This window comes from Streptomyces sp. NPDC104581 (assembly GCF_055583685.1).
Genome location: NZ_JBVJNN010000064.1, coordinates 1 through 21,008 on the forward strand (window position 1 = coordinate 1; position 21,008 = coordinate 21,008).

Genomic DNA, 21,008 nt, shown 5'->3' on the forward strand with positions numbered 1-21,008 from the left:
AGGTGCCCTGGCTGCCCTGCTGCAAGGGCAGGCCGGTGATCGGCTGGCCGCAGTTGGACGCGGCCTGCGCGGAACCGGCCGTGACGGTCACACCGACGACGGCACCCGTCGAGATCATGACAAGCGCGAGTGACGTGTTCAGCGCTTTTCTGAGCATGGCGACTCCTGTTGTTGTAGGGGGGTTCCTGACAACGACCTCTTCGGCCCGCGTCGGACCGACATCTCGCGGGGACGCCGTTCGAGCGGCATCCCCGCGAGGTTCGGGCCCGCCGGCCTCGGCTACGGGGAAGAGGAGATCAGGTCGCCCACGCGTCGCAAGCGGGGCCGAGCACCCATCGGTGCGAGCTGATGGAGTCGTTGGCCGAGACGCCGGAGGAGAAGTCGTTGTCGGCGAGGCTGGAGGCGAAGCGCTCACTGCTCTTCAGGCAGATGTTGCCCCCGGTCCAGTCCGTGCCGGTTCCGTTGAAGAACTGGACCACGTCGGTCCCCCTGTTGAGGACGGACGTCGCCTTGTTGGTGTCGCCGCCCCGGAAGCTGCCGCCGCTGTCGCCCCAGTTGGAGTCGTTGCCCGCGGCCTTGCCGAGGAACCCGACGCAGTTGGCACTGCTGTAGGCGTACATGTATGTGCGAGTCGCGCCCGCGTACTCGTCGTCGCAGGGCAGGGCGGCATGTGCGGCGGAGGCGGGGACAACTGTTCCGAGAGCGGCCATGGCCAGCACGGTCAGGGCAGCGGGAATTTTCCTCATGCGTATAGCTCCTCGATCATCTGTCGGATAAGATTCTCCGCGCCCTGAGGCCACGGAATTATTCTGTTCGGCAGCTAACGGATTTCGGGGTTTCTGGCCCTGGAAAGGGCGGCCACCCTCATCTGCCGATAGGTGGCGAATTCATCGGGATAGTCGTCCAGCGTCTTTTTCCGGTACTCCCCTTCGAGAGAACGCGCGATCGCCCCGAGGGATGTCTCGCGAGCACACTCCGCCTCGGCGACGGCCAACTTCACTTCGGCGCTCTGGACTTGGGACTCATTCATCCCCTTGGCCAGAGAGTCCCGTTTCTGGCGTATCTCGTCCGGGTTCTTGAAAGGGTTTCCCGACTCGTTCATGCATCGGGACCATGCCGCGACCGCGGTGACCAGGCGCGTGTCCCGGTGAATCCGCGGGACATACAGCGGAGTCAGCCCGGTCACGGTCTTCTCGACCCGGAACCAGGTCGGATAGTCGGCGTAGAGCCGCTCCCGCGCCTCGGCGAAGCAGCCGTCCCGTGACGTCTGGACCGTGCCGCCGGCCGGCAGCTCGACGGAGATGTTGTCGTCGAAGTCGCCGTCGAGCGCGCGGGAGTAGCGGATGCGCTCCTGCTTGGGAAGCGCGTTGTAGTAGGTGGCGTTGGCGTCGCTGCGCCGCGCCTTCTCCGCCGCGATCTCAAGAGGCCGACCGTAGCCGTACCGGCGAGCCCAGTCGACGTCGTCCACCACGTACACCCCGACCTTGCGTTGCTCCACGGTCGCCACCGGCGCCGGCCAGTAGGGGTGTCCCTGGCGCTCCATGCAGCTCTCGACGAGTTCGCCTTCCGCGCGGTCGATCTCGATCTCCTCCGCGACGGTCAGGTCCCTGCCCCGCTCATCCGCCAGGCCGACCGCGTCGCCCTTCTTCGGCAGCTCCGTGGCACTCGGGTTCTCGCTCCCGGCCGCGCAGCCGACCGCCAGACAGGAAATGAAAGCCACGGACAGAAAGACGGAGGATTTCACCTTCACTCGACACGTCCCCCTTCTCCCTTTACCACTTCTCTGGATTTCTGCCGGACTTCGACAGCACCGAGGTTTTTCCCTCGGACGGGTCAGTACCGAAAGTTACGCGCAGGGCGGGAGAAAGACATGTCACGCGAACGCGTGACAACCCCGCCGGCCGGTACCGGAAGTTCCGGTACCGGCAGCGAAGCAAACGCCGCTCGCGCGGGAGCCGGGTGTTCGCCCTACGAGGCCGGGGGCATCTTGCTCAGACGCGGGGATGGTTCAGATCGCGCCAGGCCCGGGGCGAGATACCGTACGCCCGTTTGAACACCTTGCTGAAGTGGGTCGCGTCCACGAAACCCCAGCGCCGCCCGATCGCCGCGATGGTCCGCCGCCGCCCGTTCGGGCCGGCCAACTCCCGCCGGCATTCGGCCAGACGGCGAGTGCGGATCCAGTCTCCGAGGCTGATGCCCGACCGGGACAGCACTGCGTAGAGATGACGCACGGAGATGCCGTGCGCGGCGGCTATCCGCGCCGCCGACAGATCCCGGTCAGCCAGGTGCTCCCGGATGTAGTTGGTGATCCGCAGGCCGAGCGTCGCCTCCAACGGTCCTTTGGCCAGACCGGAGTTGCCGTGCTGAGTCGTCAGTACGGCACGCAGGAGTTCGACGCTGGGTTCCACGACGGCGTCGGCGTGCACGCCCTGGTGCAGTTCGTCGCTGACGGCCAGCTGGGAGAAGTAGGTGAAGGCGAGACGCGCGACGGGGTTCCCGGATCCCAGAGCGACCGCGCTGGTTTCCCGCAGCAACCGGTCGGGGAGCGCGAGTACCGAACGTGGGAAGCGGATGAAGCCGTGGTCGACTCCCTCGTCGTAGAGAAGCGTGTAGGGAGCGATCGACTCGAAGACGGCGCAGTCTCCCGGCCCCAGCAGGCACTCGCGACCGTTCTGCACCACCAAACTGCTGCCCGCCATCTGAACACCCAGAGTGACGGCCGGCTCCTCGTCCTCCCGTGCGAGCCGCTCCGTGCGACGGAGGGTGACAGCGGTCGCCCGCGCCGAACAGACTCTGATCGGCCCCACGGCGCCGAGCCCGATGCGAACGGAGATGTCCTCGGCCGGCGGACCGTGGTCGATGTCGACCGCCACCATGGATTCCCACACCGCGTTCCGGATAACTTCCTCCCGGTCCCGCGGCGGTATGAACGCGGTGTCCAGAACCGGGCTCATGAGGCGAACCTTCGTCCGCCCCGGTCACAGGGCCGGTCCGGCAGTACTTTGACCCGTTCCCTCACGAGTTCTCCCTCGACACCGCCCGTTCCCCACATCAGCCCGGCGGAACTCCTTCTCGCCGCACAACGGCTTCGGCGGGCGCACGCGGGACGCTCACCTGATACGGCTCCAGACGCTGTGCACCAGTGACACAGTTCCAGGCACGGACGACAAAGTCCGAGGCCCGCGACGACCCTAAGGTCCACGGAAGAGGCCGGTGGACAAAGGCGTCACACCCGCGTCACCAGCCTTGTCCAGGCCATCCTCTGCCCGCACCACGCCCGGCTCGGACCGAGGTGGGAAAGGGCTCACCGCGAGGAATGCGGTCGAGTCCCTCGCCCCTGTCGGTGGAGGCGGGAATTCCCCTTATGGAGGCGGCGTGCTGAAGCAAGGACCCGCCCAACTCCAGCTTCGCCGCAGGTCCGCGCGCCTGGCCGCTGTCCTGAGAGCGGTGAGTGCCGTCGGAGCGGCCGTGGTCGCCGTGGTCGGCTTCGCGCCGCCCGCCCGCTCGGTCTGGGTGGCCGTCGCGGTCGTCGGACTGCTTCTGTGGAGCAGCCTGTTCACCGTTCTGACCCTCAGGCCGGAACCTCGTCCCTGGCTCTTCGCCGGTGACACCGCGGTCGTCGTGGTGCTCTGCCTGGCGCAGCGCAACCTGGTCCCGGCCGAGGTCCTGGGGGCGAGTACGGGCTCCGGGTGGATCGACATGGTCGCCCGCACCGGCGTCCTCATCGCCCAGTTCATGCTGCGGCAGCCCCTGGCGCTGGCCGCGGCGATCGCCATCGCGGCGGCTCACGCGGCGGGTGCCGGCACACGCGATGCCTCCGTCGTCCTGGTGCTCCAGGGGCTGCTCGCCGCCGCTGTCGTGGCCCTGCTGCGACGTGGTGCGCGCGGGGCGGATCTCACGCTGACCGAGCAGGCGTCGGCGCGTGCGTCGGCGCGGGCCCGGTCCGCCGCCCGCACCGATGAGCTGGCGCAGCAGCGGCTGTTGCACGACACCGTGCTCGCCACGCTGACCATGGTGGGCACCGGCAGCATCACCCGTGACTCCGCCACGCTGCGGGAACGGGCCGCGGCCGACCTGGCCGTCATCGAAGACCTGCGGGCACACCCGGGTGCGGCACGGCTGGTGGCGCACGACCCCACACCGCTGGATGTCGCGCTGCGCACCGTTGTGCTGACGCGCCACGCCGGCCTCCCGCCACTGGAAATCGAGTTCGACGTGCCGCCGCTGGACCTGCCCTACGAGGTCGTGGAAGCCCTCTCCCAAGGGACCGCCGAGGCCCTGACCAACGTGGCCCGGCACGCGAACACTCGCACCGCCCGGATCACGGCCAGACGCGTCGGGGAGGGCGTCGCCGTCGAAGTCCGCGACAGCGGCCGCGGGTTCGACCCCGCGGCCGTTCCCTCCCACCGGCGTGGGCTGCGGGAATCGCTCTGCGGCCGGATGAGTTCCGTGGGTGGCAGCGCCCGGGCGGCATCGTCCCCCGGCGCCGGCACGCGGGTCGTGCTGAGGTGGGAACCTTGACCGCCGATGTCGTGGGCGGTGGTGTGGTCGCCACCCGTTTCGGCAGGGTTGTCGATATCGGGCTGGTGGCCGTCGTCGGCGTCTGGCACCTGGGTCTGGATACCCTGCGGGTGATCAGGGGCTGGCATCTGTACGAGCCGCAGGCCGCCGCCGCGGGTGCCTGGCTGGCCCTCACGGTGATCCAGACGGCCGGTTCCGTGCTGCTGCTGCGTTCCGCACTCAGCGCGCACACCGCACGGATGCTCGCGGGAGCGGCGCTCCTCGCCGGCATCGTCGCCACCGCGGCGTACCCGCCGGGCGGGGCGATCGGCGACGTGAGTTGGGCGTGGAACACCGTGGGCTGGTTCGGCATGCTGCTTCTGATGCGGCGTCCGCTGTGGGAGCTGATCACCCTGCTCGGCGCCAACACGGCTGTCACGGTCGGTTTCCTCGCCGCCGACGGCGCGCTCGACCACGTCACCGTCTCCCGGCTGCTGGCCTCCGTGTACATCACTGCCGGTGTCCAGCTGACCTTCACGTACCTGGTGCGGCAGCTCGACGACGCCGCGAGGGAGGCCACCGAGACCGCTGCGGGACAGGCCCGCTACCTCGCCCGCGCCACCGCCGACGAAACGGTGCACGCGGAGCGCCGGCGCCGCTACGAGTATCTGCGCGTCAGAGTGGAACCGCTGCTGCGTGGTCTGGCGGAACGTCGGCTGGACCCGGGCGACACCGTCGTACGCCGACGTGCCGCCGTTGAAGCGGCACGCCTGCGGAGACTGTTCGTGGAGACGGACGACACCCCGCACCCGCTCCTTGACGAACTGCGGGCCTGTGCCGATGTCGCCGAGCGGCGCGGCGTACACGTGACCCTGATGAGCTACGGGGACCTGCCCGACCTGCCGGTATCCGCCCGCCGGGAACTGGCTGAGGGAACCCTGCTGGTCCTGGCGGCCGCCACCACCCGAGCACGGGTGACCGTCGTGACCACGCCCGGGGAGGTCGCGGTGAGCGTGGTGGCCGACGCCCCACCGGAGACGCTCGCGAACCTGCCGGGCCCCCTCACCGTATCCGCCGTGCACGACCAGGAAGAGGACCAGTTGTGGTGGGAAACCCGATGGCCGCTGCCCCCGGCTCCCTGACCGTCGCCATCGTCGACGACCACCCCGTCGTCATCGAGGGAATCCAGACCTGGCTGTCCGAGGAGCCACGAATCTCCGTGGGGCACACCGGCGAAAGCGCCCAAGTGGAGCCCGGCATCGCGGACGTCCTCATTCTCGATCTGAACCTGCACGGCAGACTCGCCGTCGACGACATCGCCATCCACGCCGCGGCGGGCCAGCGGGTCATCGCCTTCTCGCAGTTCACCGAGCAGCGGGTGGTTCTCCAATCGCTGGAAGCCGGCGCGTGCGAGTTCGTCGCGAAGAACGAAGGACGCGCCCACCTGGTGAACGCGGTGCTCGCGGCGGCGGGAGACAGACCGTACGTCACCCCGACGGCCGCCGGGGTCCTTGTGGGTGATCGCGGCGCGAACAGGCCCAGGCTGTCGTCGCAGGAACGTACCGCGCTGCTGTGGTGGTTCCAGTCCATGTCCAAGGCTTCGGTCGCCCGGCGCATGGGTGTGTCCGTTCACACGGTGGACGTGTACATCCGTCGGGCGAGGGTCAAGTACGCGCAGGTCGGCAGGACCGCACCGACAAAGGCGGACATGCTGGCCCGGGCGATCGAGGACGGCTTGGTGAAGCCCGACGACATCACGGGCTACGAGTCGGCGGCGGTCGGCGTGAGTTGACCCGGCAATCGCGCGGTCAGTCGTGGTTGACCGGGAGAACGTCCGGGGAGAGGACGCTCGCACGGGCCGAGGCCGATGTCATGCGTCGGTGGTGGTGGCGTCGGCAGAGCACCTCGTAGCCGACCTCGTCCGGCGACTGGTGCACGTCGCCGACCACCACCTGCGCGCCCTCGACCACCATCCGTCCGCCGACCGTACGGGCGTTGTGCGTGGCGCGCGCCCCGCACCAGCACAGCGCCTCGACCTGGAGGACCTCGACGCGGTCGGCGAGTTCCACCAGGCGCCGGGAGCCGGGAAAGAGCTTGGTGCGGAAATCGGTGGTGATGCCGAACGCGAAGACGTCCAGGTCGAGGTCGTCCACGATCCGGGCGAGCTGGTCGATCTGTTCGGGCGCGAGGAACTGCGCCTCGTCGGCGATCACGTAGTCGCAACGGCCGCCCTGCGAGAGGCGGTCGACGATGTACGCGTAGAAGTCGAAGCCTTCAGCCGCCTCGACGGCGTCGGTGACCAGCCCGAGCCGTGAGGACAGTTTGCCCTCGCCCGCGCGGTCGTCGCGCGTGAAGATCATGCCCAGCAGGCCGCGGGCGGAGCGGTTGTGCTCGATCTGAAGAGCCAGGGTGCTCTTTCCGCAGTCCATCGTTCCGGAGAAGAACACCAGCTCGGGCATGAGGAAGTGACGGCCTTTCAGATACGAACGGGGGCAGGCGGCGCGCCGGTGGGGGCGGTGGCCGGGGGCGGATGCGCCGGGCTGCCGACCGGGGGCGGGCGGTTACGAGCGTACTTCGAGGAGCGGTACCAACTGCTCGACGGGGGTCATCGAGCCGTGCATCCCGACCATCAGGGACTCGCGCGGCTCCGTGACGGACGCGGTGATCACGACGTCGTCGTGCGCGGCGGCCACGACGTCGCCGATCCGGCCGTGGACCCGCTCCTCCACCGTGCCGGGCGGGCCGAACCAGCCCGCGGCGACGGCCTCGTCACGGCTGGCGACCCAGAACTGTTCGCCGAGCACCTCGCGCCAGACGGTGAGGACGTCCGCCTCGGCGCCCGGTACCGCGTAGACGTGCCGCGCCCGGCCCTCGCCGCCGAGGAGCGCGACACCGGCGCGCAGCTCCCAGTCCTCGTCGAAGTCGATGCGCGACCGCTCGTCGAACGGGATGTCGATCATGCCGTGGTCGGCGGTGATGTACAGGGCGGAACGGGGCGGCAGTTGCTCGGCGAGACGCTGGGCGAGCCGGTCGACGTACATCAGCTGGCCGCGCCAGGCGTCGGAGTCCATGCCGAACTTGTGGCCCTTGCCGTCGACCTCGCTGTAGTACGTGTAGACCAGCGACCGGTCCCCCGCGGCCAGTTGCGCGGCGGCCAGGTCCATCCGGTCCTCGCCGGAGAGCCGGCCGTGGAAGGTGCCGCCGCTGAGCGCGATCCGGGTGAGCGGGGTGCGTTCGAAGGTCGGGGACGAGACCTGCGCGGTGTGGATCCCGGCGGCGTCGGCGAGCGCGAAGATGGTGGGGTACGGCTGCCAGACGTGCGGATCGGTCCAGGGGTGCCAGCGGAGCTGGTTCATCAGCGCGCCGGTGGCGGGGTCGCGGACGGTGTAGCCGGGCAGGCCGTGGGCGCCCGGCGGCAGCCCCGTGCCGACGGAGGCGAGGGACGTCGCGGTGGTGGCGGGGAAGCCGACGGTGATCGGCCGGCCGGTGCCGCCGCGTGAACTGCCGAGGAGCGAGGTCAGATACGGCGCCTCGTCGGGGTGGTCCTTGATCTGCTGCCAGCCGAGGCCGTCGATCAGGAAGACACAGTTGCGGTCGGCCGGGGTGAGTTCGGGGATGACGGCGGCGCGGGAGCCGGGGCCGCCCGGGAGGTGCACGTCCTGGCCCGCGACGAGTGTGGGCAGCAGGTCGGCGAGCGAGCCGCCGCCGTACTCGGGGACGGGTGCGGTGTCCAGCGCGAGCGGGACCGGGTCCTGCCAGGCGGTGGACGGGGCGGCCATCAACGGCCGGTCGAGGAGGAGGCGGCCGCGGTGGCTTCGGAGAGCGACTGGGCGAAGACGAGCGTCTGCCGCACGGTGTCGGGTCCGTCACCCGCCTCGCTGACGCGCAGGCTCAGGTCGTCGGCGGTGGAGTTGCCCGTATAGCCGTGGTCCGCCTCGCAGTTGGGGTCGCCGCAGGCGGCGGGCTCCAGATCGATCCGGGAGACGGCGCCCCAGCCGATGGTGAGGACGACCTCGCGGGGCAGGGTGCCGGCGGTGTACGACTCGGGGTTCGCGACGACACGGCTGACGACGACGGACGAGATCCGGTCCAGCTTCACGGACTCGGTCGACGTGGTGGCGTACGGGGTCGGCGAACTCGTGTCGGCGGCCTGCTCGTCGGTGTGGCTGACGATGAAGCGGTGGGCCGTGAGGACGAGGACGGTGACATGCCGGCGGACCTCGTTGGAGTCGAAGGTCGTCTCCTGGTGCACCAGATACGACGCGATCTGCTCGCCGCCGACGGCGGCCTCGACCGCCTCGGCCACGAGAGCCGGGTAGTAGCCGCTGCGCTCGATCGCCGTGCGCAGCCCCTGGGTCGTCGTACCGGTCTTCGCCATGTCCCCATCCTACGGTGGCGCGGTGCATGGCCCGCACCGCGCGGAGCGCCACCGGGTCGCCCGGCGGCCGGCGCGCGCCCCGGCCGCCGGGCGGGCGTGCCGAGCCTGTCCGGCGGCCGGCGCACGCCCCGGGGGTGTGCGCGACGTAGCGGCGTCCGGCCGCGGGGTGGGGTTCGGCGGCGTCCGGTGCGGTGGGTGGCGAGGCAGAGGACCGGCCTCGTACCGGGCGCACCCGGCCGGCTCCGACCATGCGGAGAGGTGCCGCGTCAGGCGGCACCGGCCGGGCGGGACCTCCCGGGCACCGCCCGGGTCCTGTCTTCGGACCGGCGTCCGGCTCACGGCGCCCGGCACGCGCCCTCGCCGCATTGCCGGAAGCCGCCCGGGTACGTCCCGTACGAGGGCGGTCCCCCCCCTCGCGAGCGCACGCACCGGACGCCGTGAGCCCCGCCCCGCGGGCGGACGACGCCCGTTCGAGGACCGGACCTAGTAGCTCGGCAGGCGGCGGGGGCCGAGGTCGTCGTGGGACGGGGGTGGGGCGAGGCGGACGCTCGCGCCGAGCACCGAGAGGCCCTGCGGTGCGACCACCACCGGCTCAAGCGCGACGGACACGATCTCCGGGTGGTCGTCGACGAGCCGGGAGACCCGCAGCAGCAGTTCCTCCAGGGCACCGGTGTCGACGGGCGCTGAGCCGCGCCAGCCGAAGAGGAGCGGCGCGGTGCGGACGGACCGGAGGAGTTCCGCGGCCTCGCGGCCGGTGACGGGGACGAGCCGGTGCGCCACGTCCCCCAGCAGCTCGGAGGCCACCCCGGCCAGGCCGAACGAGAGCACGGCGCCGGCGGCGGGGTCGATGACGGCGCGCACGACGGTGTCCACGCCGCGCGGTGCCATCGCCTGGACGACGGGCCGCAGCTCGGCGGGCCCGCCGAGCAGTCCGGTGAGTTCGCGGTAGGCCGCCCGCAGCCGTTCCTCGTCGGCGAGGTCGAGCCGTACGCCTCCGAGGTCGGCCCGGTGGCGCAGATGCGGCGCGGTGGTCTTGAGCGCGACGGGGTAGCCGAGGCGGGCGGCGGCCTCGGCGGCGGCGCCGGGTCCTGGCGCGGGGAGGGTGGGCCGTACGGCGATCCCGTACCGGGCGAGCAGTTCCCGGGTGTCGTCGTCCCCGAGGCTCATCCCGTGCGGGTCGGCGGGTGCTTCGCCGAGCACCCGGTCGATGAGCGCAGCGGCCCCGCTCTCGTCGATGTCGTCGTACTCGGGCACCTTGCCGGGCTCGGCGGCCTGGCGCCGCCACTGCGCGTAGGTGACGGCCTGGCCGAGCGCGCGCACGGCGCGCTCGGCGGCGGGGTAGGCGGGGATCCACCGGGGAGTGCCGGGCTCGCGGGGCGGCACGGGAGCGGCGCCGGCCGGCTCGGGCGGGGGCGGCGTGGTGTCCGGTGCGGGTCCCTCGCCCGGCACCGGTCCCGGGCGGGGCGCCGTCGTCGTGGCCGCCGAGAGCGCCTCGGCGAGGCCGCCGATCTCGACGTGGACCACCGCCACCGGCTTCGCGGGGGCCGTCGACGCCGCCTCGCGCAGCGCCGTCGCGAGCACCTCGCCGTCGCCGGACTCCGTCGCGCCGTTCTCGCCGACCCGGGGGATCGCGGTGACGACGACCGCGTCGCAGCCGGGGTCCGCGAGCGCCGCGGCCAGCGCCGTGCGGAAGTCCTCGGGGCGGGCCGACGTGGTCAGGTCGAGCGGTGGCAGCGGGCGCAGGCCCTCGGTCAGGCAGGCGTCGTAGGTGAGGAGGCCGAGGGATTCGGAGTTGCCGAGGATCGCGACACGGGGGCCGGCCGGCAGGGGCTGGTTCGCGAGCAGCAGGCCCGCGTCGACCAGCTCCGTGACGGTGTCCACGCGGATCACGCCCGCCTGGCTGAGCAGTGCCGAGACGGTCGCGTCCGGGATACCGGTGACCGGCACCGCGTGACCCGGCGGCGCGCTGCCGCTGTGCCGTGCGCCCTTGGCGACGACGACCGGTTTCGCCGCTCCGGTGCGCCTGGCGAGCCGGGTGAACTTGCGCGGGTTGCCGATCGATTCGAGGTAGAGCAGCACGACGTCGGTGTCCGGGTCGTCGTGCCAGTACTGGAGGAAGTCGTTGCCCGAGATGTCCGCGCGGTTGCCCGCCGAGATGAAGGTGGACACTCCCGCTCCGCGCCGGACCAGTCCGGCGAGGAGGGCGATGCCGATCGCGCCCGACTGGGTGAAGAGGCCGATCCGTCCGCGGCCGGGCGTCTCGGGCGCGAGCGAGGCGTTCAGCCGGACGGGCGGTCCGGTGTTGATGACGCCGAACGCGTTGGGTCCGATGACGCGCATCCCGTACGAGCGCGCCTGCCGCACCAGTTCGCGCTGGCGCTCCCGCCCGGCCGGCCCGCTCTCCGCGTATCCGGCGGAGAGCACGACCAGGCCCTGGACGCCGTGTTCGCCGCAGTCGGCGACGACTTCGGGCACCCGCTCGGCGGGGACGGCGACGACCGCGAGGTCGACGGGTTCGTCGATCTCCGCGAGGGAGCGCACGGCCGGGACGCCGTCGATCTCGGTGCGTCCCGGTGGCAGGGCCGCGTTCACCGCGTACGTACGCCCCGTGAAACCCGCGCCGAGGAGATTGCGCAGCACGGCCCGCCCGAGGCCGCCCGCCGCGCGTCCGGCGCCGACGACGGCCACCGACGACGGGCCGAGCAGCCTCTGTACGGAGCGTGCCTCGGCGCGCTGCTCGCGGCCGCGCTGGACGGCGAGGGACTCGGCGGTCGGTTCGAGGTCGAGTACCAGGCGGACGGCGCCGTCCTCGAAGTCGCGCCGCTGGGTGAACCCGGCGTCCCTGAACACCTTGATCATCTTGGTGTTCGCGGGCAGCACCTCCGCGGCGAAGCGCCTGATCCCGCGCTCGCGCGCCACGGCGGCGATGTGTTCGAGGAGCGCGGAGGCGATCCCGCGCCCCTGGTGCGCGTCCTGGACGAGGAAGGCGACCTCGGCCTCGTCGGCGGGCGCGGAGGCCGGCATGCCCCGGGCGTCGATCCGGTCGTAGCGGACGGTGGCGACGAACTCGCCGCCGACGGTCACGGCGAGTCCCACCCGGTCCACGTAGTCGTGGTGGGTGAAGCGGTACACGTCCTTGTCGGAGAGCCGGGGGTAGGGCGCGAAGAAGCGGTAGTACTTCGACTCGTCGGAGACCTGCTCGTAGAAGCTGACCAGCCGCTCGGCGTCGTCGGTGGTGATGGGCCTCACGCGCGCGGTGCCTCCGTCGCGCAGGACCACGTCTGCTTCCCAGTGAGCGGGGTACGCGTGCTGTGACGGCGTCGTCATGGGACGAGCCTACGGCGCGCGCACGGGTAGCGGCGGGTCCTCGGCCGGGGCAGGCTGGGGGTCGGCCGGACGACGGCCCGGGGGTGCCTCATCGGCCGGTCCGGAGCCGCGTGGCACACTGGTCTAGACAACAACTGTGACTTGAAGGGCAACACCATGGCTGAGCGCCGCGTCAACGTCGGCTGGGCCGAGGGCCTGCACGCCCGTCCCGCCTCCATCTTCGTCCGTGCCGCCACGGCTTCCGGCGTCCCGGTGACGATCGCCAAGGCCGACGGCAGCCCGGTCAACGCGGCGTCGATGCTCGCCGTGCTGGGGCTGGGCGCGCAGGGCGGCGACGAGATCGTCCTGGCCTCCGACGTGGACGGCGCGGACGTCGCGCTCGACCGGCTGGCGAAGCTGGTCGCCGAGGGTCTGGACGAGCTTCCCGAGACCGTCTGACCCCGCCGACCCGCCGCGTGCGCACGGCACGACGAAGGCCCCGGCAGGACGCCGGGGCCTTCGTCGTGCTCGGGTGCCGGCTCAGACGCCGACGCCGTGCGCGCGCAGATACGCGACCGGGTCGATGTCGGTGCCGTACTCCGCGCTCGTCCGCGCCTCGAAGTGCAGGTGCGGTCCCGTGGAGTTGCCGGTCGAGCCCGCCAGGCCGATCTGTGTGCCCGGGGAGACGCCCTGGCCGACGGTGACGCCGATCGAGGAGAGGTGTCCGTACTGGGTGTAGGTGCCGTCGTTCATACGGATGACGACGTTGTTGCCGTACGCGCCGCCCCAGCCGGCCTCGACGACGGTGCCCGCGCCGACCGCGACGACCGAAGTGCCGGACGTGGCGCGGAAGTCGACGCCGCTGTGGCTGCCGGAGGACCAGAGCGCGCCTCCGGTCCGGTAGCCGGTGGTGACGGAGGAGCCGGCGACCGGGAGCCGGTAGGCGTTCAGACGCTTCCGCTCGGCGGCGCGTGCCGCCCGCTCCTTGGCCTCGCGGGCCTCCTTGGCGCGGGCCTGCGCCTTGCGCTTCGCCTCGGCCTTGGCACGGGCGGCGGCCTCCGCCTCGGCCTCGGCCTTCGCGGCCTTCCGGGCGGCCAGACGCTGCGCGTCGGCCTGGGCGTCGATCTTCGCGGCGAGCGAGTCGTCGATGACGATGGCGCGGGCGGGTGCGGCGGGGGCCGCCTCCTGGGCGAGGGCAGCGCCCGCCTCGGCGGCGAGCGCCGGGGTGGCGAGGGTGCCGATGACACCGGCCGCGGTGAGAGTGGCGGCTCCGGCGATGTGCGCGCCGCGGCGCGTCATTCGCCCCGGGGCACGGTGCTTCCCGGTGGCACGGGTGAACGCCATGTAGTGGCTGGTCCTTTCCTTCCTTCTCGCCTACCGGGTTAGCTGACGGGTTCGGAGCAGGAAGGTCTCCTACGGGCTCCTCCGCGGATCACGCGAAGGCCCCCGATTCACCCCAGGGACTTGAGTGGGTCCCCGGCTCCCCCGGCTCGCGCCTGACGGGGACTCGGCGATGGCTGTCCGGTGCCGCGGATGCGGCGGGCTCTGACGAACAGCCGGACCGACGCTAAAGGGGTCATCTTTCAATCACCAAACAGACAGGCCCTTTTGTAGCGCACGCCACAGGGCATTCGGGCAACCTCCTTATGAATGCGGACATAGCGGGGAACCCCGGCGACTGGTTCGTCACCGGGGTTCCCTATGTGCGTATTGCGCCGCGGGGTCCGCGCCGCGGTTCCGTGCGCCGAGCCGGTCTCAGCCGGTGACGACCTTCACCTCGCCGATGCCCAGGGCCTCGACCGGCTCGCGGATCACCGAAGCGTCCCCGACGAGCACCGTGACGAGCCGGTCGCCCGGGAAGGCGCTGACGACGGCGGCCGTCGCCTCGACGGTGCCGGTCTCGGCCAGGCGTGCGTAGAGGCGCGCCTGGAAGTCGTCCGGGAGGTGCTGCTCGACCTGGTCGGCGAGCGTGTCGGCGACGGACGCGGCCGTCTCGTACTTCAACGGCGCGACTCCGACCAGGTTCTGTACGGCCGTCTCACGCTCGGCGTCCGTCAGCCCCTCGGCCGCGAGCGTACGCAGCACCTTCCACAGGTCGTCCAGCGCGGGGCCGGTCGACTCGGTGTCCACGGAGCCGCTGATGGCGAGCATCGACACGCCCGTGCCGTCCGGGTCCGAGCGCAGCACCTGCGCGAAGGCCCGCACGCCGTAGGTGTAGCCCTTCTCCTCGCGCAGCACCCGGTCGAGCCGGGAGGTGAGCGTGCCTCCCAGGCAGTACGTGCCGAGCACCTGGGCCGGCCAGACGCGGTCGTGCCGGTCGGGGCCGACACGGCCGATCAGCAGTTGCGTCTGGACGGCTCCGGGGCGGTCCACGATCACCACGCGGCCGGTGTCGTCGGCGGTCACCGGGGGGACGGGGCGCGGCTCGGACGTGTCGCCCGTCCAGTCGCCGAGGGTCTCGGCGAGCAGCGCGTCGACGTCGACGCCGGTGAGGTCGCCGACGATGACGGCGGTGGCGGTGGCGGGACGGACATGCGCCTCGTAGAAGGCGCGGACACCCTTCGCGTCGATGCGTCCGACGGTCTCCTCGGTGCCCTGGCGCGGCCTGGACATGCGCGAGGCGGCCGGGAACAGCTCCTTGGAGAGCTGCTTCGCCGCGCGGCGGGCCGGGTTGGCCTGCTCGTGAGGGATCTCGTCGAGCCGGTTGGTGACGAGCCGGCCGACCTCGCTCTCGGAGAACAGCGGGGCGCGCAGGGCGTCGGCGAGCAGACCGAGCGCCTTGGGCAGCCGGGAGACCGGGACCTCCAGGGAGACCCGGACGCCGGGGTGGTCGGCGTGCGCGTCGAGCGTGGCGCCGCAGCGCTCCAGCTCGGCCGCGAACTCCTCGGCCGTGTGCTTGTCGGTGCCCTCGGACAGCGCGCGGGCCATGATCGTGGCGATGCCGTCCAGGCCCTCGGGCTCGGCCTCCAGCGGGGCGGCGAGGGAGACCTCGACGGCCACCACCTGCTGGCCGGGGCGGTGGCAGCGCAGCACCGTGAGACCGTTGGGCAGGGCACCGCGCTCGGGCGCGGGGAACGCCCAGGGCCTGGCCTCTCCGGCGGTCGGCTGCGGGTGGAACTCCATGGTCACGGCAGCGTCGGTCACTGGTCCGCCCCCTCGTGCTCGTCGGTGTCGGCGGCCGCGTCGTCGGCGTCGTCGTCGGGTGAGGTGGGCTCGTAGACCAGCACCGCCCTGTTGTCGGGGCGCAGCCGCGCCTCGGCGACGGCGCGCACCTCCTCCGCCGTGACGTCCAGCACCCGCTGGACGGCGGTCAGCGCCAGCTGCGGGTCGCCGAACAGCACGGCGTACCGGCAGAGTTCGTCGGCGCGGCCGGCGACCGTACCGAGCCGGTCGAGCCATTCGCGCTCCAACTGGGCCTGGGCGCGTTCCATTTCCTCGGCCGTGGGGCCTTCGGCCGCGAACCGGGCCAGCTCCTCGTCGACGGCGGCCTCGATCTGCGGGACCTCGACGCCGCCGGAGGTCTTCACGTCCAGCCAGCCCAGCGAGGGCGCACCGGCCAGCCGCAGCAGCCCGAACCCGGCCGTGACGGCCGTACGGTCGCGGCGTACCAGGCGGTTGTGCAGCCGGGAGGACTCGCCGCCGCCGAGGACGGTGAGCGCCAGGTCGGCGGCGTCGGCCTCGCGGGTGCCGTCCTGGGGCAGCCGGTAGGCGGCCATCAGCGCGCGGGCCGGGACCTCCTCGTGGATCTCCTCGCGCAGCTGCTCGCCGATGATGCCGGGCAGGGCGCCGTCGCGCGGCGGCTGCTTGCCGTCGTGGCCCGGGATCGAGCCGAAGTACTTCTCGATCCAGGCGAGGGTCTGCTCGGGGTCGATGTCGCCGACGACGGAGAGGACCGCGTTGTTCGGCGCGTAGTACGTACGGAAGAACTGCCGCGCGTCGTCGAGGGTCGCCGCGTCCAGGTCGGCCATCGAGCCGATCGGGGTGTGGTGGTAGGGGTGGCCCTCGGGGTAGGAGAGCGCGGTCAGGCGCTCGAAGGCGGTGCCGTAGGGCACGTTGTCGTACCGCTGGCGGCGCTCGTTCTTCACCACGTCGCGCTGGTTCTCCATTCCCTCGTCGTCGAGGGAGGAGAGCAGGGAGCCCATGCGGTCGGCCTCCAGCCAGAGGGCGAGCTCCAGCTGATGGGTGGGCATGGTCTCGAAGTAGTTGGTGCGCTCGAAGCTGGTGGTGCCGTTGAGCGAGCCGCCGGCGCCCTGCACCAGCTCGAAGTGACCGTTGCCCTTGACCTGGGCGGAGCCCTGGAACATCAGGTGCTCGAAGAGGTGGGCGAGGCCCGTACGGCCCTTGACCTCGTGGCGCGAACCGACGTCGTACCAGAGGCAGACCGCGGCGACCGGGGTCAGGTGGTCCTCGGAGAGCACCACGCGCAGTCCGTTGGCGAGCCGGTGCTCGGTCGCTGTCAGGCCGCCGGAGCCGGCCTGCGCTGTGGCCGTGTGACCCATGGGCATGTACGTCCCTTCGATCGCGATATAAGAAGTCCTGCCACTGTATGCAAGCGCGCCGACGCGTGGCGAAGTTTCCGCGGGGCGCGAAGGGGCGCGCTCGCGCCGTCCGCCGGGCGGTGAGCGCGGTGACGACCCGGCGGTGCGCCGCCGGGGACGGGCTCCCCGGACGGTTCAACGACGGGTCGAGGTCGGCGTTGTCAGTCCGGCGGGCCACAATGGTCGGCGTCAGTCCGTCGAGTTGTCCGCCCAGAGTCCCCGAAGTTGTCCGTCAGACCCGCACAGACCTGTGAAGGAGCCGCAGCAGCGATGGCCCGCCGCAGCACGAAGACCCCGCCGCCGGAGGACTTCGAGGAGAAGATCCTCGACATCGACGTGGTCGATGAAATGCAGGGCTCCTTCCTTGAGTACGCGTACTCGGTGATCTACTCCCGCGCCCTGCCCGACGCCCGCGACGGCATGAAGCCGGTGCACCGCCGCATCGTGTACCAGATGAACGAGATGGGCCTGCGCCCCGACCGCGGTTATGTGAAGTGCGCCCGCGTCGTCGGTGAGGTGATGGGTAAATTGCACCCGCACGGGGACGCGTCGATCTACGACGCCCTCGTCCGGATGGCACAGCCCTTCTCGATGCGGCTGCCGCTCGTCGACGGGCACGGCAACTTCGGCTCCCTCGGCAACGACGACCCGCCGGCCGCCATGCGGTACACGGAGTGCCGGATGGCTGACGCCACGTCACTGATGACGGAGTCGATCGACGAGGACACCGTCGATTTCCAGTCGAATTACGACGGCCAGGAGCAGGAACCGGTCACGCTGCCCGCGGCGTATCCGAATCTGCTGGTCAACGGCGCCTCCGGAATCGCCGTCGGCATGGCGACGAACATGGCGCCGCACAACCTCGGCGAGGTCATCGCCGCCGCGCGGCACCTGATCAGGCACCCGGGCGCCGACCTGGACACGCTGATGCGGTACGTGCCGGGGCCCGATCTGCCCACCGGTGGCCGGATCGTGGGCCTCCAGGGCATCAGGGACGCGTACGAGAACGGACGCGGGACGTTCAAGATCCGCGCCACGGTCGCCGTGGAGGACGTCACGGCGCGCCGCAAGGGCCTCGTCGTGACCGAACTGCCCTTCACCGTCGGCCCGGAGAAGGTGATCGCCAAGATCAAGGATCTGGTCTCGGCGAAGAAGCTGATGGGCATCGCCGACGTCAAGGACCTCACCGACCGGGCGCACGGGCTGCGTCTGGTCATCGAGATCAAGAACGGCTTCATCCCCGAGGCGGTGCTTGAGCAGCTCTACAAGCTGACGCCGATGGAGGAGACCTTCGGCATCAACAACGTGGCGCTGGTGGACGGCCAGCCGCTGACGCTGGGGCTGAAGGAACTGCTGGAGGTCTATCTCGACCACCGGTTCACGGTCGTGCGCAGGCGCAGCGAGTTCCGCAGGACCAAGCGGCGCGACCGGCTGCACCTGGTCGAGGGGCTGCTCGTCGCGCTGGTCGACATCGACGAGGTGATCCGCCTCATCCGGTCGAGCGACAACTCGGCACAGGCCAAGGAGCGGCTGATCGAGCGCTTCTCGCTGAGCGACATCCAGACGCAGTACATCCTGGACACGCCGCTGCGCCGGCTCACCCGGTTCGACCGGATCGAGCTGGAGGGCGAGCGCGACCGGCTCAACGGCGAGATCGACGAGCTGACCGGCATCCTGGAGTCGGACAGCGAGCTGCGCAAGCTCGTCTCCGGTGAACTGGCCACGGTGGCGAAGAAGTTCGGGACCGACCGGCGCACGGTGCTGCTGGAGTCGGGCAGTGCGCCGGTCGCCGCGGTGCCGCTGGAGGTGGCCGACGACCCGTGCCGGGTACTGATGTCCTCCACCGGGCTGCTGGCGCGTACGGCCGACGGCGGACCGCTGGGCGGCGGCGACGGCAAGCGGGTGAAGCACGACGTCATCGTCTCGGCCGTGCCGGCGACGGCGCGCGGCGAGGTGGGAGCCGTCACCTCGGCAGGCCGGCTGCTGCGGATCTCCGTCATCGACCTGCCGCAACTGCCGGACACGGCCTCGGCGCCCAACCTGTCGGGCGGGGCGCCGCTCGCGGAGTTCCTGACGCTGGAGCCCGGCGAGGACCTGGTGTGCCTGACGACGCTGGACGAGTCCTCGCCCGGTCTGGCGCTGGGCACGCTCCAGGGTGTCGTCAAGCGGGTCGTCCCGGACTATCCGTCGAACAAGGACGAGTTGGAGGTCATCACTCTCAAGGAGGGTGACCGGGTGGTGGGCGCGGCCGAGCTGCGTACGGGCGAGGAGGATCTCGTCTTCATCACCTCCGACGCCCAACTGCTGCGCTACCAGGCGTCGCAGGTCCGGCCGCAGGGCCGGCCCGCGGGGGGCATGGCCGGGATCAAGCTGGCGGAGGGCGCGTCGGTGATCTCCTTCACGGCGGTCGACCCGGCGGGCGACGGGGTGGTGTACACGGTCGCGGGCTCGCACGGCACGCTGGACGACTCGGAGACGACGGCGAAGCTCACGCCGTTCGACCAGTATCCGCGCAAGGGGCGGGCCACCGGCGGGGTGCGCTGCCAGCGCTTCCTCAAGGGCGAGGACCTGTTGGTCTTCGCGTGGGCGGGCGCGACCCCGGCGCGGGCCGCGCAGAAGAACGGTTCACCGGCCCGGCTGCCGGAGCCCGATCCGCGCAGGGACGGTTCGGGGACGCCGCCGCCGTCGGTGGTGGCCGTCGTGGCGGGTCCGGCGAGCTGACGCGGACCTCCGCCGGTCAGTCCGGGTCGGCGGCCTCTTCGGCCGCCGGCCCGGACCGTACGTAGCGCAGGACGCCCCACATGGCGGTCTCGTCTCTCGTGTCGCCGTCGGCACCGGTGACGGCGCAGACCCGCAGGTCCTTGTCGAGGGCGTCGTGGTCGATGCCGGAGCCGATGAGCACGAGCTGGGTGCGGCGTTCGGCGCCGCGTGGCCAGGGCTCCGGGTAGAAACGCAGGAAGCGCCCGACGGCGTGGACGGCGTAGCGGTTGGCCGGGTCGGCCGCGCCGAAGTCCACGAAGCCCTTGATCCGGTAGAGCCCTTCGGGCCGCGAGTCGAGGAAGGCCATGAGACGGCGCGGGTCCATGGCGGCCGGTTCGTCGAGGGACACGCTCTCGTAGCCGGCGTGCGGGTGGTGCGCGTGGCCCTCTCCCCCGGCCTCGTCGCCGTTCCGGTCGCCGCCGCGGTCCTCGTCCTCGTCGGCGCGCAGATCCTCGAAGGAGAGCTGGCGGACCTTCTCGTCGTCGGCCGGGAGCGCGGCGGGGTCGAAGAGAAGGCCGGGGTCGATCCTCCCGTACGACGCGGAGACGACCGCCGCCTCCGGCCCCAGCTCCGCGATCACGCCGAGGACGCGCTCGTGTTCGGCCGGTGTCACGCGGTCGGTCTTGTTCAGGACGACCAGGTCGGCGATGGCGAGATGGCGGTCGGTCTCGGGGTGCCGGGCGCGGGTGGCGTCGAACTCGGCCGCGTCCACGACCTCGACGAGCCCTCCGTACACGGTGCGGGGGTTCTCGCCCGCGAGGATCATCCGGACGAGTTCCTGCGGCTCGGCGAGGCCGCTCGCCTCGATGACGATGATGTCGATCCGCGCCGAGGGGCGGGTCAGCAGCTCCAGATAGCCGTCGAGTTCGCTCGCGTCGACGGCGCAGCAGAGGCAGCCGTCGCCGAGGGAGACGGTGGAGCCGACCTGGCCCGCGACGGTCATGGCGTCGATCTCGACGGCCCCGAAGTCGTTCACGATCACGGCGACGCGGTTGCCCGCGCGGTGCCGCAGCAGGTGGTTGAGCAGGGTCGTCTTGCCCGACCCGAGGAAGCCCGCGAGGACGACCACCGGAATCTGCCTGCCGGCCGTGCTCGGGTTCAAGACCGCGCCCTGCCCTTCCGTAGGAGGTGGGGCAGAGCCGTACGCCTGCCCGCTCCAGGATAGGAGAGCGGGCAGCCGGTGGCGGCCGTGGCCGGTCCGTCCCCGGCGACCGGCAACCGTCGGCCGACGGCCGACGAACGAGCCGGAGCGCCCCGCTCGGCCGGCCCAGGCCGGGTCGCTCCGCCGGCTAAGGCCGGATCGGCCGACTCAGGCCGGCTCACTCCGCCGTGTCAGGCCGGATCGCGCGGACGTCCCAAGCCGACTCACTCCGCCGTGTCAGACCGGGTCGCTCCGCCGACTCGGGCCGGATCGCGCGGACGTCCCAAGCCGACTCACTCCGCCGTGCCAGACCGGGTCGCTCCGCCGACTCGGGCCGGATCGCGCGGACATCCCAGGCCGGATCGGCCGTCCTAAGCCAAATCGC

General features: G+C 71.7%; 16 protein-coding genes and 1 riboswitch. Of the genes, 5 read left to right on the top strand and 11 right to left on the bottom strand.

The window, feature by feature from the left end:
* Positions 1 to 296: 296 nt before the first annotated feature.
* The 3 genes from ACZ61E_RS31005 to ACZ61E_RS31015 all read right to left on the bottom strand — a co-directional run bounded on the left by ACZ61E_RS31005 (position 297) and on the right by ACZ61E_RS31015 (position 2,954).
* Positions 297 to 746, bottom strand: a complete 450-nt coding sequence (locus ACZ61E_RS31005; RefSeq protein ID WP_469703578.1) for a hypothetical protein — start codon at positions 744 to 746, stop codon at positions 297 to 299.
* Between the two features lie 74 nt (positions 747 to 820).
* The gene (locus ACZ61E_RS31010) at positions 821 to 1,750 is read right to left on the bottom strand and encodes a hypothetical protein (RefSeq protein WP_469703580.1); all 930 of its coding nucleotides are present in this window, start codon (positions 1,748 to 1,750) and stop codon (positions 821 to 823) included.
* 241 nt (positions 1,751 to 1,991) lie between these two features.
* On the bottom strand, positions 1,992 to 2,954 hold the full coding sequence (locus ACZ61E_RS31015) for an AraC-like ligand-binding domain-containing protein (RefSeq protein WP_469703581.1): 963 nt from the start codon (positions 2,952 to 2,954) through the stop codon (positions 1,992 to 1,994).
* Between the two features lie 421 nt (positions 2,955 to 3,375).
* Between ACZ61E_RS31015 and ACZ61E_RS31020 the strand changes: the two genes are divergently transcribed.
* From ACZ61E_RS31020 to ACZ61E_RS31030, 3 genes are read left to right on the top strand one after another with little or no spacing between them, the layout of a single operon-like run.
* Positions 3,376 to 4,521, top strand: coding sequence for a sensor histidine kinase (locus ACZ61E_RS31020; RefSeq protein WP_469703583.1), 1,146 nt, complete (start codon positions 3,376 to 3,378; stop codon positions 4,519 to 4,521).
* Positions 4,518 to 5,642, top strand: coding sequence for a hypothetical protein (locus tag ACZ61E_RS31025; RefSeq protein WP_469703585.1), 1,125 nt, complete (start codon positions 4,518 to 4,520; stop codon positions 5,640 to 5,642). The genes ACZ61E_RS31020 and ACZ61E_RS31025 overlap by 4 nt, the downstream gene beginning before the upstream one ends.
* The gene (locus ACZ61E_RS31030) at positions 5,618 to 6,292 is read left to right on the top strand and encodes a response regulator (RefSeq protein ID WP_469703587.1); all 675 of its coding nucleotides are present in this window, start codon (positions 5,618 to 5,620) and stop codon (positions 6,290 to 6,292) included. The genes ACZ61E_RS31025 and ACZ61E_RS31030 overlap by 25 nt, the downstream gene beginning before the upstream one ends.
* 16 nt (positions 6,293 to 6,308) lie before the next feature.
* Here the strand turns inward: ACZ61E_RS31030 and ACZ61E_RS31035 are convergent, their stop codons facing one another.
* From ACZ61E_RS31035 to ACZ61E_RS31050, 4 genes are all read right to left on the bottom strand, one after another.
* Positions 6,309 to 6,959 carry a thymidine kinase gene (locus ACZ61E_RS31035; RefSeq protein ID WP_469703589.1) on the bottom strand — a complete coding sequence of 217 codons (651 nt, stop codon included), beginning with the start codon at positions 6,957 to 6,959 and terminating at the stop codon, positions 6,309 to 6,311.
* A gap of 102 nt (positions 6,960 to 7,061) precedes the next feature.
* Entirely contained in the window at positions 7,062 to 8,279 is a 1,218-nt protein-coding gene (locus tag ACZ61E_RS31040; RefSeq protein ID WP_469703591.1) for an alkaline phosphatase family protein, read from the bottom strand.
* Entirely contained in the window at positions 8,279 to 8,878 is a 600-nt protein-coding gene (locus tag ACZ61E_RS31045) for a DUF5998 family protein (protein WP_469703593.1), read from the bottom strand. The genes ACZ61E_RS31040 and ACZ61E_RS31045 overlap by 1 nt, the downstream gene beginning before the upstream one ends.
* Positions 8,879 to 9,361: 483 nt before the next feature.
* Positions 9,362 to 12,205, bottom strand: a complete 2,844-nt coding sequence (locus ACZ61E_RS31050) for a bifunctional acetate--CoA ligase family protein/GNAT family N-acetyltransferase (protein WP_469703594.1) — start codon at positions 12,203 to 12,205, stop codon at positions 9,362 to 9,364.
* A gap of 156 nt (positions 12,206 to 12,361) precedes the next feature.
* Here ACZ61E_RS31050 and ACZ61E_RS31055 point away from each other — a divergent pair, with 156 nt between their 5' ends.
* The gene (locus tag ACZ61E_RS31055) at positions 12,362 to 12,643 is read left to right on the top strand and encodes an HPr family phosphocarrier protein (protein ID WP_147878137.1); all 282 of its coding nucleotides are present in this window, start codon (positions 12,362 to 12,364) and stop codon (positions 12,641 to 12,643) included.
* A gap of 81 nt (positions 12,644 to 12,724) precedes the next feature.
* Here the strand turns inward: ACZ61E_RS31055 and ACZ61E_RS31060 are convergent, their stop codons facing one another.
* From ACZ61E_RS31060 to ACZ61E_RS31070, 3 genes are all read right to left on the bottom strand, one after another.
* Positions 12,725 to 13,528 carry a M23 family metallopeptidase gene (locus tag ACZ61E_RS31060; RefSeq protein WP_469703596.1) on the bottom strand — a complete coding sequence of 268 codons (804 nt, stop codon included), beginning with the start codon at positions 13,526 to 13,528 and terminating at the stop codon, positions 12,725 to 12,727.
* Positions 13,529 to 13,541: 13 nt separating this feature from the next.
* Positions 13,542 to 13,707, bottom strand: a riboswitch (cyclic di-AMP (ydaO/yuaA leader).
* Positions 13,708 to 13,939: 232 nt separating this feature from the next.
* Positions 13,940 to 15,307 (bottom strand): M16 family metallopeptidase, encoded by a 1,368-nt coding sequence (locus tag ACZ61E_RS31065; protein WP_469703608.1) that lies wholly within the window; start codon positions 15,305 to 15,307, stop codon positions 13,940 to 13,942.
* Positions 15,308 to 15,324: 17 nt separating this feature from the next.
* Positions 15,325 to 16,689 carry a M16 family metallopeptidase gene (locus tag ACZ61E_RS31070; RefSeq protein ID WP_469703598.1) on the bottom strand — a complete coding sequence of 455 codons (1,365 nt, stop codon included), beginning with the start codon at positions 16,687 to 16,689 and terminating at the stop codon, positions 15,325 to 15,327.
* A 303-nt stretch (positions 16,690 to 16,992) separates the two neighbouring features.
* Here ACZ61E_RS31070 and ACZ61E_RS31075 point away from each other — a divergent pair, with 303 nt between their 5' ends.
* Complete coding sequence (locus tag ACZ61E_RS31075) at positions 16,993 to 19,443, top strand: DNA gyrase/topoisomerase IV subunit A (protein ID WP_469703599.1); 2,451 nt, start codon at positions 16,993 to 16,995, stop codon at positions 19,441 to 19,443.
* 16 nt (positions 19,444 to 19,459) lie between these two features.
* Here ACZ61E_RS31075 and ACZ61E_RS31080 read toward each other — a convergent pair whose 3' ends face one another.
* Complete coding sequence (locus ACZ61E_RS31080; protein WP_469703600.1) at positions 19,460 to 20,584, bottom strand: CobW family GTP-binding protein; 1,125 nt, start codon at positions 20,582 to 20,584, stop codon at positions 19,460 to 19,462.
* Positions 20,585 to 21,008: the final 424 nt, after the last annotated feature.

Bases quoted from the DNA above. Each gene is read 5' to 3' on its own strand.
- ACZ61E_RS31015 (WP_469703581.1), bottom strand. From the start codon at position 2,954: ATGAGCCCGGTTCTGGACACCGCGTTCATACCGCCGCGGGACCGGGAG.
- ACZ61E_RS31050 (WP_469703594.1), bottom strand. From the start codon at position 12,205: ATGACGACGCCGTCACAGCACGCGTACCCCGCTCACTGGGAAGCAGAC.
- ACZ61E_RS31070 (WP_469703598.1), bottom strand. From the start codon at position 16,689: ATGCCCATGGGTCACACGGCCACAGCGCAGGCCGGCTCCGGCGGCCTG.
- ACZ61E_RS31045 (WP_469703593.1), bottom strand. From the start codon at position 8,878: ATGGCGAAGACCGGTACGACGACCCAGGGGCTGCGCACGGCGATCGAG.
- ACZ61E_RS31055 (WP_147878137.1), top strand. From the start codon at position 12,362: ATGGCTGAGCGCCGCGTCAACGTCGGCTGGGCCGAGGGCCTGCACGCC.
- ACZ61E_RS31035 (WP_469703589.1), bottom strand. From the start codon at position 6,959: ATGCCCGAGCTGGTGTTCTTCTCCGGAACGATGGACTGCGGAAAGAGC.
- ACZ61E_RS31005 (WP_469703578.1), bottom strand. From the start codon at position 746: ATGAGGAAAATTCCCGCTGCCCTGACCGTGCTGGCCATGGCCGCTCTC.
- ACZ61E_RS31030 (WP_469703587.1), top strand. From the start codon at position 5,618: ATGGCCGCTGCCCCCGGCTCCCTGACCGTCGCCATCGTCGACGACCAC.
- ACZ61E_RS31075 (WP_469703599.1), top strand. From the start codon at position 16,993: ATGGCCCGCCGCAGCACGAAGACCCCGCCGCCGGAGGACTTCGAGGAG.
- ACZ61E_RS31040 (WP_469703591.1), bottom strand. From the start codon at position 8,279: ATGGCCGCCCCGTCCACCGCCTGGCAGGACCCGGTCCCGCTCGCGCTG.
- ACZ61E_RS31065 (WP_469703608.1), bottom strand. From the start codon at position 15,307: ATGGAGTTCCACCCGCAGCCGACCGCCGGAGAGGCCAGGCCCTGGGCG.
- ACZ61E_RS31060 (WP_469703596.1), bottom strand. From the start codon at position 13,528: ATGGCGTTCACCCGTGCCACCGGGAAGCACCGTGCCCCGGGGCGAATG.